15 protein-coding genes are annotated in these 13,211 nt (G+C 67.7%); 6 read left to right on the top strand and 9 right to left on the bottom strand.

Annotation, left to right across the window (positions count from 1 at the left end):
* Nucleotides 1-206 precede the first annotated feature (206 nt).
* Nucleotides 207-1,139: a DMT family transporter gene (locus J2847_RS27695; RefSeq protein WP_325169499.1), complete on the top strand. Its 933-nt coding sequence runs from the start codon at nt 207-209 to the stop codon at nt 1,137-1,139.
* A gap of 19 nt (nt 1,140-1,158) precedes the next feature.
* Here the strand turns inward: J2847_RS27695 and J2847_RS27700 are convergent, their stop codons facing one another.
* The gene (locus tag J2847_RS27700) at nt 1,159-1,569 is read right to left on the bottom strand and encodes a YkvA family protein (RefSeq protein WP_209781982.1); all 411 of its coding nucleotides are present in this window, start codon (nt 1,567-1,569) and stop codon (nt 1,159-1,161) included.
* 133 nt (nt 1,570-1,702) lie between these two features.
* On the opposite strand from J2847_RS27700, the gene J2847_RS27705 reads away from it, so the two are divergent.
* On the top strand, nt 1,703-2,464 hold the full coding sequence (locus tag J2847_RS27705) for an SDR family NAD(P)-dependent oxidoreductase (protein WP_209781983.1): 762 nt from the start codon (nt 1,703-1,705) through the stop codon (nt 2,462-2,464).
* A gap of 100 nt (nt 2,465-2,564) precedes the next feature.
* On the opposite strand, the gene J2847_RS27710 is transcribed toward J2847_RS27705, so the two are convergent.
* The 5 genes from J2847_RS27710 to J2847_RS27730 all read right to left on the bottom strand — a co-directional run bounded on the left by J2847_RS27710 (nt 2,565) and on the right by J2847_RS27730 (nt 6,295).
* Nucleotides 2,565-2,888, bottom strand: coding sequence for a hypothetical protein (locus tag J2847_RS27710; protein WP_209781984.1), 324 nt, complete (start codon nt 2,886-2,888; stop codon nt 2,565-2,567).
* On the bottom strand, nt 2,885-3,355 hold the full coding sequence (locus J2847_RS27715) for a hypothetical protein (protein ID WP_209781985.1): 471 nt from the start codon (nt 3,353-3,355) through the stop codon (nt 2,885-2,887). Before J2847_RS27715 ends, J2847_RS27710 begins: the two co-directional genes overlap by 4 nt.
* A gap of 356 nt (nt 3,356-3,711) precedes the next feature.
* Nucleotides 3,712-4,185: a glycine-rich domain-containing protein gene (locus tag J2847_RS27720; protein WP_209781986.1), complete on the bottom strand. Its 474-nt coding sequence runs from the start codon at nt 4,183-4,185 to the stop codon at nt 3,712-3,714.
* Nucleotides 4,182-5,222: a helix-turn-helix transcriptional regulator gene (locus J2847_RS27725; RefSeq protein ID WP_209781987.1), complete on the bottom strand. Its 1,041-nt coding sequence runs from the start codon at nt 5,220-5,222 to the stop codon at nt 4,182-4,184. The genes J2847_RS27720 and J2847_RS27725 overlap by 4 nt, the downstream gene beginning before the upstream one ends.
* A 194-nt stretch (nt 5,223-5,416) precedes the next feature.
* Complete coding sequence (locus J2847_RS27730; RefSeq protein ID WP_209781988.1) at nt 5,417-6,295, bottom strand: DMT family transporter; 879 nt, start codon at nt 6,293-6,295, stop codon at nt 5,417-5,419.
* Between the two features lie 328 nt (nt 6,296-6,623).
* Here J2847_RS27730 and J2847_RS27735 point away from each other — a divergent pair, with 328 nt between their 5' ends.
* Entirely contained in the window at nt 6,624-7,061 is a 438-nt protein-coding gene (locus J2847_RS27735; protein ID WP_209781989.1) for a VOC family protein, read from the top strand.
* A gap of 85 nt (nt 7,062-7,146) precedes the next feature.
* On the opposite strand, the gene J2847_RS27740 is transcribed toward J2847_RS27735, so the two are convergent.
* The 3 genes from J2847_RS27740 to J2847_RS27750 all read right to left on the bottom strand — a co-directional run bounded on the left by J2847_RS27740 (nt 7,147) and on the right by J2847_RS27750 (nt 8,955).
* Nucleotides 7,147-8,385, bottom strand: a complete 1,239-nt coding sequence (locus tag J2847_RS27740; RefSeq protein ID WP_209781990.1) for an argininosuccinate synthase — start codon at nt 8,383-8,385, stop codon at nt 7,147-7,149.
* 103 nt (nt 8,386-8,488) lie between these two features.
* Complete coding sequence (locus J2847_RS27745; RefSeq protein WP_085555749.1) at nt 8,489-8,716, bottom strand: hypothetical protein; 228 nt, start codon at nt 8,714-8,716, stop codon at nt 8,489-8,491.
* Nucleotides 8,716-8,955, bottom strand: coding sequence for a hypothetical protein (locus J2847_RS27750; protein ID WP_085555748.1), 240 nt, complete (start codon nt 8,953-8,955; stop codon nt 8,716-8,718). Before J2847_RS27750 ends, J2847_RS27745 begins: the two co-directional genes overlap by 1 nt.
* Nucleotides 8,956-9,242: 287 nt before the next feature.
* Here J2847_RS27750 and J2847_RS34705 point away from each other — a divergent pair, with 287 nt between their 5' ends.
* From J2847_RS34705 to J2847_RS27770, 3 genes are all read left to right on the top strand, one after another.
* Nucleotides 9,243-12,203, top strand: a complete 2,961-nt coding sequence (locus tag J2847_RS34705) for a PAS domain S-box protein (RefSeq protein WP_267912577.1) — start codon at nt 9,243-9,245, stop codon at nt 12,201-12,203.
* Nucleotides 12,204-12,334: 131 nt separating this feature from the next.
* On the top strand, nt 12,335-12,727 hold the full coding sequence (locus tag J2847_RS27765; protein ID WP_209781991.1) for a tetratricopeptide repeat protein: 393 nt from the start codon (nt 12,335-12,337) through the stop codon (nt 12,725-12,727).
* A gap of 57 nt (nt 12,728-12,784) precedes the next feature.
* Nucleotides 12,785-13,006 carry a hypothetical protein gene (locus J2847_RS27770; RefSeq protein ID WP_209781992.1) on the top strand — a complete coding sequence of 74 codons (222 nt, stop codon included), beginning with the start codon at nt 12,785-12,787 and terminating at the stop codon, nt 13,004-13,006.
* Nucleotides 13,007-13,211 lie beyond the last annotated feature (205 nt).

Consider the following 13,211-nt stretch of genomic DNA (forward strand, 5'->3'; position numbering starts at 1 on the left):
GCCGGACGCCCGCAAGGAGCGGTGGCGGAGCCGGACGGCACACTCATACCGGGATATGATCTCCGAAAGAGACAATCATAGGGATGCGGTATCCCTTGCGGAACCCGCGGGCAAGGTGGAAGATGGGACGTCGGCGGGGTTGTTTTCCCGGATGGGAAACACACCGCCCTTCGCATCTCCCCGCACCGATGCCGGACCACGCGATCGTGTCAGCACCAGCCCCGAGCCTGACCATCCTCCCCTCGACCTCCAGCCGCATGGTCGAGGCGGTGTTCTGGATGCTCGGCTCGGCCCTGGTCTTCGCCGCCGGCAACGCGGCGATCCGGCACGTCACACTGGAGCTTCATCCCTTCCAGGTGGTGTTCTTCCGCAATCTGTTCAGCCTGATGATCATGCTGCCCTGGGCGCTGACCAGCGGCGCCGCCACCTTCCGCGCGGTGGCCTCGGGCGGGCGGATGGGGCTGTACGTGTCGCGGTCGCTGACCAGCCTCGTCGCGATGATGGCGTGGTTCTACGGCGTCGCCCACATTCCGCTCGCCACCGCGACGGCGGTCAGCTTCGCCACCCCGCTGTTCGTCGCCATCGGCGCCGCCCTGTTCCTGGGGGAGTCGGTCCGGATGCGCCGCTGGGGCGCCATCGGCGTCGGCTTCGCCGGGGTGCTGATCGTGCTGCGGCCCAGCGGCGGGGACGCCATCGGCGAAGGCGCGCTTCTCGCCCTCTCCATGCTGCTTCTGCATTGCATGACCGCCGCCGCCACCATCCTGCAAATGCGGACGCAGGCCAGGACGGACGGCACCGCCGTGGTGGTCACCTATCTCAGCCTGTTCGTCACGCCGATGGCGCTGGTTCCGGCCCTGTTCGTCTGGGTCTGGCCAAGCTGGACGATGCTCGGCTGGCTGGCGGCGCTGGGCGCGCTTCTGACGCTGGGCCAGCTCGCCATGACCCGCGCCATGGCGCTCGCCGAAGCCTCGACGATGATGCCCTACGATTACGCGCGGCTTCCCTTCAGCGCCGTGATCGCGTGGCTCGCCTTCGGCGAAACGATGGATGCGTGGGGATGGGCCGGCGCCACGGTCATCGCCGGCTCGGCGGTCTACACCATGCACCGGGACGCCACCCAGGGCCGGCGGGGCACCTGAGTGACTGGCCGCCGGCCAGTCAGCCGGCCGGCTGGGGTCCGTCTCCCATCCCAGCCTTGTCCAGGCCGGCCGTTTCCGCGCGCAGCGCCTTTTGCGCCCGCAGCCAGTGCTCCGGCGTCAGGTTGGTGCGCACCGCCTGGATGGCCGCCGCCAGCACCGCCGCGTCGTCGGTGAAGCCGGCGACCAGCAGCCAGTCCGGCAAGGCATCCACCGGCAGCACGAAATAGGCCAGCGCGCCCATCAGGACCGCCTTCACCTTGAACGGGGTTCCCGAATCGGTCGCGCAGAAATAGGCCGCCAGCAACTCCTCCAGGAACGGAATCCGGTGCAGGTTGGCCCGCAGCTTCCGCCAGAAATTGCGGCGGACGAAGCGCTCCTCACGCTCCACGCGGGCAGGGTCGTAGAGAACCAGATCGGTGCCGGTCGGCATGGACTCTCCCGGTGGGCTTGACCATACGGTAGGGTGTGGTGAAGGCTCGCATCGGCTATACAGGTGCGATCGCGCAGCGACACCCGCAAGGCCGGCGCAACGGTCCGCCGGCCGCAATTAAGGAGGAGACGCCATGAACATCGCAGGTTTGTCCGCCATCGTGACCGGCGGCGGTTCGGGCATGGGGGCGGCGACCGCCCGTCATCTCGCCAGCCTGGGCGCCAAGGTGACGGTGCTCGACGTCAACGAGGACGCGGTCCTGAAGACGGCGCACGAGATCGGCGGGCTGGGTCTGGTCTGCGACGTGACCGACAGCGGCTCGGCCGAGCGCGCCTTCGACCAGGCCCGCTCGGCGCACGGCCCGGCCCGCATCGCGGTGAACTGCGCCGGCATCGCCCCGGCCCAGCGCATCGTCGGCCGCGACGGCCCGATGCCGCTGGAATCCTTCCGCGCGGTGATCGAGGTCAACCTGATCGGCAGCTTCAACGTCCTGCGTCTGGCCGCGGCCGACATGGCGAAGCTGGAACCTCTCGATTCCGGCGAGCGCGGCGTGATCGTCAACACCGCCTCGGTCGCCGCCTATGAGGGGCAGATCGGGCAGGCCGCCTACGCCGCCTCCAAGGGCGGCATCGTCGCGCTGACCATCTGCGCCGCCCGCGACCTCGCCCGCAGCGCCATCCGCGTGATGACGGTGGCGCCCGGCCTGATCGGCACGCCGATGCTGCTGAACATGCCGCAGGAGGTCCAGGACAGCCTCGCCGCGACGGTCCCCTTCCCCAAGCGCTTCGGCAAGCCGGAGGAGTACGCCCGCCTCGTCCAGCACATCGTCGAGAACGAGATGCTGAACGGCGACGTCATCCGCCTGGACGGCGCCATCCGCATGGCCCCGCAGTAACAACGGCCTTTCCGTCGCCCCGGTCTCGGAGCGGCCCCGGACCGGGCGCCGCTCCGAGGCCGGAAGCGAATCCCTGTCCCGACCGACGCTGCGGGCAGGCTCAGGACATCGAGCGGGCCGCGGCGGCGACGGCGCGGCGGGCGTTGCCGGAGCCTATGCGCCCGCACATCGTCTCCAACTCCCGAATCCGGGCCTCGCACCGCTCGGCATCGGCGAGCAGCATCGCGACGCAGCCGGCAAAGCCGCGCCCCTTCATCCGGCGGGCATCGTCCCGGTTGCCCGCCGCGCGCTGGCGAAGCTGGGCGATGGACAGATGATCGATCTGGGGCAGATGGGCGGCCTCCTCCCGGCCGGCATCGGAAACCACGAAGGCGCCTTCCATCGGAGGCGTGTTGACGGGTGTCGTCACCGCGACCTCCTTCAATGCAGGGTCTGGATGTCGACGGCGGACAGGACCATGCGGCGTCCGCGATCCTCCCAGCCGTAAAGGGCGTGCGTGTAGACGAAAGGGCGGCCGACGCCGGACACGATCACCCGGCTGAAGGCGGTTTCGCCGGGGCCGACGCTCTCGGCGTATTCCGCCCCGACGTCCTGGGCGAACGCGACGAGCGGATCCGGCGTGACGGCGGCCGGCTCCTCTCCGTCCGGCTCCAGGACCACCTCGTCCCACGGCCCGCCGGAAACCGGCGGGGCCGTCCGTCCGGGACGGAACGGGGACAGCGGCTCGCCCGGCCCGGAACTGGACAGGAAGCTGCAACGGGACAACAGGCCGACGCGCTCCAGCCAGCCGGCCAGGGCCGGCGTCAGCGCCTTCCGCCGGCGGCATTCGGTCATGACGGCGACCTGCCAGTCCGCCGCGTCGGCCAGCGTCAGGTTCGTGATCTCGATCACCGGAAAGGTCGGGCTCTGGGCTCTCCGGTCACGGATGGGAAGACAGACGGGGCTCATGCTGCGCACCCCTCACTCATGCCCCTGCCCCCACGATACGCACGCAATGGCTTGCACTCGAACGGATAGCGCGTATTTTCATCATCGATCGTCATGGCTTCTTCCAAGTTCCCGTGAGGATCAGTTCACGGCTCGGTATCCCCGAGTCGCTGACAGGACGCCCGGCTGTTACCGCAGCCGGGCGTTCGTCGTTTCGACTTGCGCAAGATGGGCACCTTCCGACCTCTCCTCGTTGAGCACGGCCATCGGGCCGACAAGGACAGGCAACTCCGGCAGCACAAGACTGCCGGAGCTGAAACTCAGGCGACCGACCGGACGCTCAGCGGCCATTCGTCGCCTTCGCCCGGCTCGGCCGGACGGTTGCAGGCGGCGGCCATGTTCCATTGCTTGCCGCGAGCCGATTCGCGCGCTTCCGGATCGCGATCCAGGAAGATCCCGAAGTGCTTGGCAGCCAGTTCCACCGTCTTCGACCAGCCGGAGCGGAACTCGTCCGTTCCGTAGGCGTCGGGCCAATGATGCAGCATACGCCCGAACGCGTTGTGGCAGAAACGCGCGTATTCACGCGTGTCCAGAATGAACGCATGCCAAGCCGGCTCCATGCCTTCCCAGGCAACGAGGCAGGTCGGTGAGTCGAAATACATGACGTTCAGCGCCATGAAGGCGCGAAGTTGATCCGCCGACTTCGTTGCCTCCTCCAGCGAGGCTCCGTCACGCACCACATGGGCAATGACACGAGAGAAATCATAGGAATTCACATAGTCCAGACCAGTCATTGCATTTTCCTTCTTGATTCCGATGATGAAATACCACCGAAAAGAGCGGCAACTCGCGTCACGATATGGGCGAGGCCATGTTGACGTCCGGCGGCGATCTTGGCCTTGGATGTTGCGATCTGCCGCTTGACGGTGTCGTAAGGACGGTTGAGAGCTGCGGCGATGTCATCGGCGGTTTCGCCGCCGGCAACACGAACCACAACCTCTGCTTGACTTTTCTTCAACCCATAAGCGGCAACGAGAATGTCCTCGAGCGGCTCCGAACGGGCGATGTCCTGGACAACGACGATGGCTGTCCTGTCGGTCGGCGAAGCCGACATGACGGCGAGCGGTTGCACCCCGTCACCCATCGGAACGGGGATGAGCACCGCTTGTTCGCGACCGTCCGCAACCGCGGCGACGGCGCGGCGAAGCTGTGCAGTGCTGGCCTTGTCGCGGCATTCGAGGGCGTCGCCGCCGCTGAGGCTGATGAGGGTGCCGTCACGGAAGTGGCTCGCCATCAGGGGTGAGCAATCGATGACACGCCCATCGGCGGCGACGACGGCCATGGCGATCCCCATCCGGTCGAGCAGGGCAGTCATCCCGGCCAGCGCCCGGTTCTGCTCAACCTGTTCCTCCAGACCGGCAGACACGAACGCCAAGTCATCCGAGGCCTCCAGCCAGGACCGTGCCCTCACCCAAATTTGGGCATTCCATTCCCGGTCCAAGCCGACATGATGCCGGTGATAAAGCAGCCCATCATAGCGGCGCTGAAAGGAATGGTGGCTTTCACGCATCCTCACCATCTTCGCGTAAACAAGATGGCCGGGGGGATCGTCGAGGATGATGCGATCATCAATCCGCCCCAACTCGATCGCCTTACGGAAAATGCCATCGAAGGTCACAGGGGCGGACCAGTCCTGCTGAGCATGGATGCTTCGAGCCAACTCGTTGGCAAACACGACCACATCATTCCGATAGACGAGGATGGCTCCCTGCATCTCGGATGCCGTTCCGATCAAATCATCCAATTGCTTCGGAATTTGAGTTGCCGACACGGTGCACCAGACACTTTCTCAGTGGAGAAAGCATCATGGCGACTCCACCAAGGATACGCACGCAAAGAATCCCCAAAAGAGGATAGCGGCCCATTTTTCGGGACCAACTCAAGGACGTGTTGCACGCGCGCAACAAACAATTATCTGGAGCGGCACAATTGCATATTCAGGTATGGATAGAATGCGCGACTCGGTCACGACCGGGGAGACCTGAAGCCTCGCCCCCGCGTCACAGCAACAACCGCAGCCAGGACAAGCACTCCACCGGCCAGATCAAACCCAGTCGGGATCTCGCCGAAGAGAAGGAATCCAAGCGCTGCCGCAACTGGAACCGTCAGAAAATCAAACGGGGCGAGAAATCCCACGGAAGCCATGCTGAACGCCTTCGCGGCGGCAAATTGCGCGCCCAAGGCAAACAGACCAAGCGCGGCGAGCAGCACCCAGTCTGGAGCAGGCGGCACAACCCAATTGGCCATCGCAACAGGCGCGGTCGCGGCAAGCGATACGGTGGCGTACACCAGCACGATCAAACCGGCGGAATTGGTTGCCGTCAAGCGGCGCACCGCCGTCTGGGATCCGGCCGACGAAACCGAAGCCAGCAGGGCTGCAACCACGCCCCAGCGCTGTTCGGGTACCGCCAAGGCAGGCACGAAGGGAATTGCCGCTCCGACAAAGCCGATGATCACCGCGCCCCACACCAACGGTCCCGACCGCTCGCCCAGCATCATCTGAGCGGTCACCGGCAGCAGCAACACACGGGTGATGAACAGCAGGCTCGCAAGGGCGAGAGGAATTGCCGTGACGGCGTACATGAAGCTGTAGAGGGACACGATGCCCAACCCGCAACGGGTCACGTGCCCCCAAGGATCGCGCAGCTTCCCAAGGTCGGCAACGAACCGCCACACCCCGATCAGGAACACCGCACCGAAAGCGGCCCGGAAAAAGGTCAGTTCCGCGGCCGGCAGCTTTTCCCCGAGGAACTTCGCGGCCGCCGAACTGGCAGCGAAGGCAACCGCCGAAACGGTGGCCCAGACGAACGCATGACCGGGAGCGGACAGAAGGGGTCGAGTCATGCCGTGTTTCGAAGCCGGGTGAATTGCAACGCGCGCGTCAGTCAAAGCCGGCGGCTCCAACCAACGGCTCAAATATAACCAAGCCTCCAAGCCAAGGCTGCATGAATATGCGATTCATCAATTTTTTGAAGAAGCACGCAAGACCAACAATCTTTAGAGGAAATCAACTCGGCGGATACTTCCCATGGCGATGCATACATTCGGTTGAAAATCCATCAACATGGAAGCGTGCATCGCCAAAACCCATGGCTCCGCCGCGGCTGCAAAGCGCTTCCATGGGAACCGCCGCCCCGCTGTGGCATGGTCGTCTTTTTGGAAAGAGACCCTGATGGAACCTCGGATAAGCCTCGTCACCCTGGGTGTGGGCGATCTCGCCCGCGCCCGGCGCTTCTACGAACAGGGGTTGGGCTGGAAGCCGTCGCCGGGCGGCAGCGAGCAGGTCGCCTTCTACCAGTTGGGCGGCATGGCGCTGGGTCTGTACGGTCGCGCCGCGCTGGCCGAGGACGCCCATCTGCCGGACGCCGGCGATCCGGCGCGCTTCGGCGGCATCACGCTGGCCCACAACGTCCGCTCCAGGGCGGAGGTGGACGCCGTGCTGGCCCTGGCCGAACGGGCCGGCGCGCGGATCCTGAAACCGGGGCAGGACGTCTTCTGGGGCGGCTATTCGGGCTATTTCGCCGATCCGGACGGGCACCCGTGGGAGGTCGCCTGGAACCCCTTCTTCCCGCTCGACGAGGCGGGAAACCTGTCCCTGCCCACCGAATGACGGGTTCCAAGGGCCCCCTTCCCGACGATGGGCGGCCCTTGGCGGGTGGGTTGCGGGAGGGCGGCGCCCTCCCGCCTTTCCTTCCTTACTGGCCGAGCTTCTGCTTGGCCATGGCGCCGAGGCGCAGACGCAGCGCGTTCAGCTTGATGAAGCCTTCCGCGTCCTTCTGGTTGTAGACGCTGTCCTGCTCGAAGGTCACATAGTCCATGCGGTAGAGCGAGTTCGGCGACTTGCGGCCAACCACCGTCACGTTGCCCTTGTAGAGCTTCAGACGGACCGTGCCGTTCACCACGTCCTGGGTCTGGTCGATCAGCGACTGGATGGCGAGGCGCTCCGGGCTCCACCAGTAGCCGCAATAGATCAGCTCGGCGTAGCGCGGCATCAGCTCGTCCTTCAGGTGCGCGGCGCCGCGGTCGAGCGTGATGCTCTCCATGGCGCGGTGCGCGACCAGCAGGATGCTGCCGCCCGGCGTCTCGTAGACGCCGCGCGACTTCATGCCGACATAGCGGTTCTCGACGAGGTCGAGGCGGCCGATGCCGTTCTCGCCGCCCAGCCGGTTCAGTTCGGTCAGGATTTCGCGCGGAGTCATACCGACGCCGTTGATGGCGACCGCGTCGCCGTTCTTGAACTCGACCTCGATGTAGGTCGGGGTCTCCGGCGCCTTCTCCGGGGCGACCGAACGGGTGAACATGTCCTCGTCCGGCTCGACCCACGGGTCTTCCAGCGCCTTGCCTTCATAGGAGATGTGCAGCAGGTTGGCGTCGGTCGAATAGGGCGCCTCGCCGCGCTTGTCCTTGGCGATCGGAATCTGGTTCTTCTCGGCGTAGTCGAGCAGCGTGGTGCGGCTGTTCAGGTCCCACTCGCGCCACGGCGCGATGATGGTGATGTCCGGACGCAGCGCGTAGTAGCCCAGCTCGAAGCGGACCTGGTCGTTGCCCTTGCCGGTGGCGCCGTGCGAGACGGCGTCGGCGCCGACCATGTTGGCGATCTCGATCTGGCGCTTGGCGATCAGCGGCCGGGCGATCGAGGTGCCGAGCAGGTAGGTGCCCTCGTACAGCGTGTTGGCGCGGAACATCGGGAAGACGAAATCGCGAACGAACTCCTCGCGCAGATCGTCGATGAAGATGTTCTCCGGCTTGATGCCCAGAAGCTCGGCCTTCTTGCGGGCCGGCTCCAACTCCTCGCCCTGGCCGAGGTCGGCGGTGAAGGTCACCACCTCGCAGGAATAGGTCTCCTGAAGCCATTTCAGGATGACGGAGGTGTCGAGGCCGCCCGAATAGGCGAGCACCACTTTCTTGACCTGCTTTTTGGACGCGCCGCTCATGGGACTGCTCATGCGGATGGGAAGGGGAAAATACCGCCGCGACCGTACGGCCTTTCCCCCCCGCCTTCAAGTCCTCCGCCGTCGCACGCCCGGCCTTCGGCCCTTACCGGTCGCCCTTCGGCGGAACCGCGGGATCGACGAAGGGCCAGCGCATGTAGGCGAAGATCCAGACGGCCAGCACGTTGACGTAGGGGAACAGCAGCAGCAGCACCCACAGCGGGCTGCGCCCGGCCTTGGCCAGCACCCAGCCGCCGGCGACCATCGTGTAGGTCAGGACCAGCGAGATGATGAGGTAGAACTGCCAGGGCTCCAGATCGTTGATGAAGGCCATCACACGCTCCTGCGGGCCTTGACCGCGCGCGTCCGCCGCTCCGGCAGCACCGGCCAGCGGCTGTGGGCGAGCACGCCGATCACCGGCACCAGCCCGAAGGGGATGAGCACCAGCAGCGCCCACCAGGTCGGCAGCCCGGCCCGGCGCAGGATGCGCCAGAAGGGCCAGACGATCGCCACGTTGAACAGAAGCAGCCCGAACAGCGGGCTGTTGACGACGTCCTGAAGGAACTCCTGCACGAAACCTCTCCGGCTTGCGCGGTCCCAGCCGGTTGGGGGCTGGTTGAGGGCGCGGGTTGAGGGGGAGGCGGAACCGGGCGAGAGGTAAGCGCGGGCCGCCCCGTTTGTCGAGCAAAGTTTGCCGCCCCACAGCCTCCCCGGCCAAGCCCCCTCCTTGCCTCCAACCGGGCCCCCACCGGGGGAATCCCTGATCCGCCCCGGAAGCGGTGGATCGGGCGGGACCGCGTGCTACACTCCGGCCGCGGCGATCCGGCCCAGGGTCCCGGCGGCACCATCGGCGGACGATCTTGGCGGACACCTCAGAACACGGGCCTGGACAGGCCCGCGACACTCGGCCATCCGGCGGCCGGCACACCGAGGCGCGATGGAGCCTGCCGGGCCGGGTCGTCGGGCTGCGCATCGCGCTGGTCGCGGTGCTGATCGGCGGCTTCGCCTTCGTCGCCTACCAGGATTTGCAGCGCGCGCGCGACCGCGCGGTCGACGAGGCGCTGCGCCAGAGCCGCAACCTCGCCCTGACGCTGGAGGCCGACGCCCTCAACACCGTCCGCTCGGCCGACCAGGCCGTCCTGGCGCTGATCGACAGCGTGCCGTCCCCGTTCGCCCACATGGCCGGCACCGCCCAGCCGGCGACGGGACGGGCCGACGCCACCGACGCCCTGCCCGCCGTCCCCCTGCCCGCCGTCCGCTCCCTGCTGGTCGCCGACGCCGGGGGCCGCGTCCGCCACGTTTCGGGCGCCACCTCCCTCGCCTCGGTCGCCGGGCTGGACCTGTTCGAGGCGCACCGCTCCCCCCGCGTCCGGCAAAGCCGGGGCTTCCACATCTCCGCCCCCTTCCGCGACGGGCGGGAGGATGGCTGGCGCGTCGCCGTCAGCCGCCCCCTGACCGATTCCGACGGCGGTTTCGAAGGCGTCGCCGCCGCGGTGATCGACCTGCGGCGCTTCTCCGCCTTCTACGCCTCGGTCGACATCGGCCCCCACGGATTCATCGGCCTGTGGCACGACAACGGGGCGGTCCTCGCCAATTCGCGGGGCAGCACGAGGCTGGAGGCCGATCCCTACGCCTTCGCCGCCGCGCTCCCGCGCCACGACGACGGCGAGCCGGTCCACACCCTGACCGGCCTGTCCGCCTTCGACGGGGAGGAGCGCGTCGGCGTCATCCGCCGGATCGAAGGGCTGCCGCTCAACATCGTCGTCCGGCTGGGCGCCGCCGACTATCTGGAAAGCTGGCGCACCGACCTGTGGCAGCGCGGGCTGGAGACCGCCGCCCTGTCCGCCGTGCTGATCCTGCTGGCCACGCAGGTGCTGCGCCATCTGGGCCGGCTGGAACAGACCACCCGCGCGCTGCGCGCCAGCGAGCGCCAGTTCCAGGCCCTGTTCGACAGCAGCTTCCAGACCATGGGGCTGATCGCCCCCGACGGCACGGTGGTGGCGCTGAACCGCTCGGCCTGCGCGCTCGCCGGCCTGCCGCCGGACCGGGTGATCGGCCGGCCGGTCTGGAGCTTCCGCGGTTTCGCCCGCACCGACGCGATCGCCGCCCAGTTCCGCCAGTCCATCGAGACCGCCGCCACCGGCCGTTTCCTGCGCTACGAAACCGACCTCGCCACCGACGACGGCCTCCGCGTCATGGACGTGTCGATCAAGCCCATCCTCGACGAAACCGGGACCGTCGTTCTGCTGGTGGTGGAAGGGCGCGACATCACCGAGCGCAAGCGCATGGAGGACAGCCTGCGCGACAGCGAGGCGCGCCTGCGCTCCTACGTCGACGCCGCGATGGAGGGCTTCTTCATCAGCGGCGACGGCGGCGGCTTCATCGACGTCAACCCGGCCGCCTGCCAGACGCTCGGCTTCTCGCGGGACGAGCTGCTGGCGATGCGGGTGCCGGATCTGGTCGCCCGCGAGCATCCCCTGAGCGAGGCGAGCCTCGCCGGCTTCCTGGCGGTCAAGGAGACCGGCCTGTTCCGCGGCGAGATGGCGCTGCGCCGCAAGGACGGCGGCATCGTCCGCGCCGAGGTCAACGCGGTGCGGCTGGAGCACGGCCTCTATCTCGGCGTCGCGCGCGACGTTACCGAGCGCCGCCTCGCCGAGGAGGCGCTGCGCGCCAGCACCAGCCGCCTGTCGGCGCTGGTCCGCGCCCTGCCCGATCTGGTCTTCATCCTCGACGAGGAGGGCCGCTACCGCGAGGTGATCGCCAGCGAGGGCACCCTGCTGCCGCGTCCCGTCCGCGACACCGTCGGCCGCAAGCTGCACGAGCTTCTTCCGCCCGACATCGCAGACCGGCTGATGGAGACGCTGCGGCGGACGCTGGAAACCGGCCAGCCGCAGCGGGCCGAATACCCGCTGGCCGTCCAGGCCGGACAGCGCTGGTTCGAGGGGCGCACGCAGATGCTGGCGGCCGATTTCGGCAACCGCCCGATGGTGATGGTGCTGGCCCGCGACATCACCGACCGCGTCGAGACGGCCGAGCGGCTGGCCGCGGCCAGGGATCAGGCGGAGGCCGCCAACCGCGCCAAAAGCGCCTTCCTGGCGACCATGAGCCACGAGCTGCGCACGCCGCTGAACGCCATCATCGGCTTTTCCGACATCATGCTGCATGAGCTGTTCGGCCCGCTCGGCAGCCCGCGCTACCACGATTACGCGCGCCATGTGCAGAACAGCGGGCGCCATCTGCTGGAGCTGATCAACGACGTGCTCGACATGTCGAAGCTGGAGGCCGGCCGCCTGACGCTGGAGGAGGGCTGGGTCGACGTCGCCGACACGCTGGAATCCTGCCGCGCGCTGATGGCGGTGCCGGCCGAGCATGGCGGCCTGTCGCTGACCGTCGCCTGCCCGCCGGACCTGCCGGCCCTCCTCGCCGACGAGCGAGCGCTGCGCCAGGTCCTGCTGAACCTGTTCGCCAACGCCGTGAAGTTCACGCCCGAGGGCGGGCGGGTCGAGATCGAGGCCGGCGTCCGGCCGGACGGCGACGGCAAGGCGGGCGGCTTCGCCATCACCGTCCGCGACACCGGCATCGGCATCGCCCCGGACGCGCTCGCCCGCATCGCCGAGCCGTTCCAGCAGGCCGACAGCTCCATCACCCGGCGCTTCGGCGGCACCGGGCTCGGCCTGTCGATCAGCCGCAATCTGGTCGAGCTGCATGGCGGCAGCCTGGTCATCGACAGCGAGCTGGGGCGGGGAACCGCCGTCACCATCCTGTTCCCCGCCGCGCGGACCGGCAGCCCGACGATCGCCGAGGCTGCGGGATCGGCCTGAACCGCTCCGCTCCGATCCGCCCCCGACCCGCTTTGCAGACGGGCACGGAGTGGGGTAGAGGATGGAGCGTGCGCAATCCCGGCACCGTCGTCATGGGTCGATGAACAACCGGGAGCGGAAAGGCTCCATCCATGGCCACCATTTCCGAAGCCCTGCGGATCGCCGTCGACCTGCACCAGGGCAACCGCCTGCCGGAGGCGGCCAGCCTCTACGAACGCATCCTCGACGCCGATCCCACGGTGGCCGACACCTGGCACCTTCTGGGCGTGCCGCGCCTCCAGACGGGAGACCATTCCCGGGCCGCCGGCTTCATGGCGTTCAACCCCACCCTGGCCGGCCGCGCGTTCCTCGACCGGGTGGTCGCCTACATCGGCCGGTCCTTCGACCGGGGACGGGCGTTCTGGACCCTGGACCGGGCGGCGCCCCACTGCGTGCATGACTGGATGGCGCGGTGCGGTGCGGCCCCGTCGGTGGTCTGGCACGATTTCGAAGCGTTCCCCTATATGAGATTCCTGGCAAAATAGGCCCGGTCCCCGGAGACTTCGCCGCATCGACCATCACCGCCAGAAAGCCATCGCACCATGATCGGGAATGACGGAAAGCCGGTGTCCAAGGAGGCGCTGCGCCAGCACATCGCCCACTACAACAGCCAGTCGCGCGGCTCGAAGGAGTTCGCGGCGATCCCGCGCGCGCTGGTGACGATCCTCGACGGGCTGAAGCCGGGCAAGACCGGTTACGTCAAATGCCTGGACGGGCAGGTCCAACTGTCCCGCCGCAAGGACAACACGGTGTCGGCCGGCTGAGAGGATCGGCCGGGAGCAAGCGCCGCGCAACCAACAAGAATCACGAGGGAGAACGGTCCGATGAACGAGGTTTCCACCCAGCCCATTGCCCAACCCACGGCCCAGCCGAGCGCCTACGAACGCGATCTCGACCGCAACGCCGCGAACTTCGTGGCGCTGACGCCGCTGACCTATCTGGAGCGCGCCGCCGCCGTCTGGCCCGAGC

The sequence above is a fragment of the Azospirillum agricola genome, from assembly GCF_017876095.1.
GTDB classification, from domain to species: Bacteria; Pseudomonadota; Alphaproteobacteria; order Azospirillales; family Azospirillaceae; genus Azospirillum; species Azospirillum agricola.

Bases quoted from the DNA above. Each gene is read 5' to 3' on its own strand.
- J2847_RS27730 (WP_209781988.1), bottom strand. From the start codon at position 6,295: ATGACTCGACCCCTTCTGTCCGCTCCCGGTCATGCGTTCGTCTGGGCC.
- J2847_RS27740 (WP_209781990.1), bottom strand. From the start codon at position 8,385: ATGAGCGGCGCGTCCAAAAAGCAGGTCAAGAAAGTGGTGCTCGCCTAT.
- J2847_RS27700 (WP_209781982.1), bottom strand. From the start codon at position 1,569: ATGCCGACCGGCACCGATCTGGTTCTCTACGACCCTGCCCGCGTGGAG.
- J2847_RS27720 (WP_209781986.1), bottom strand. From the start codon at position 4,185: ATGACTGGTCTGGACTATGTGAATTCCTATGATTTCTCTCGTGTCATT.
- J2847_RS27770 (WP_209781992.1), top strand. From the start codon at position 12,785: ATGATCGGGAATGACGGAAAGCCGGTGTCCAAGGAGGCGCTGCGCCAG.
- J2847_RS27765 (WP_209781991.1), top strand. From the start codon at position 12,335: ATGGCCACCATTTCCGAAGCCCTGCGGATCGCCGTCGACCTGCACCAG.
- J2847_RS27735 (WP_209781989.1), top strand. From the start codon at position 6,624: ATGGAACCTCGGATAAGCCTCGTCACCCTGGGTGTGGGCGATCTCGCC.
- J2847_RS27745 (WP_085555749.1), bottom strand. From the start codon at position 8,716: ATGGCCTTCATCAACGATCTGGAGCCCTGGCAGTTCTACCTCATCATC.
- J2847_RS27705 (WP_209781983.1), top strand. From the start codon at position 1,703: ATGAACATCGCAGGTTTGTCCGCCATCGTGACCGGCGGCGGTTCGGGC.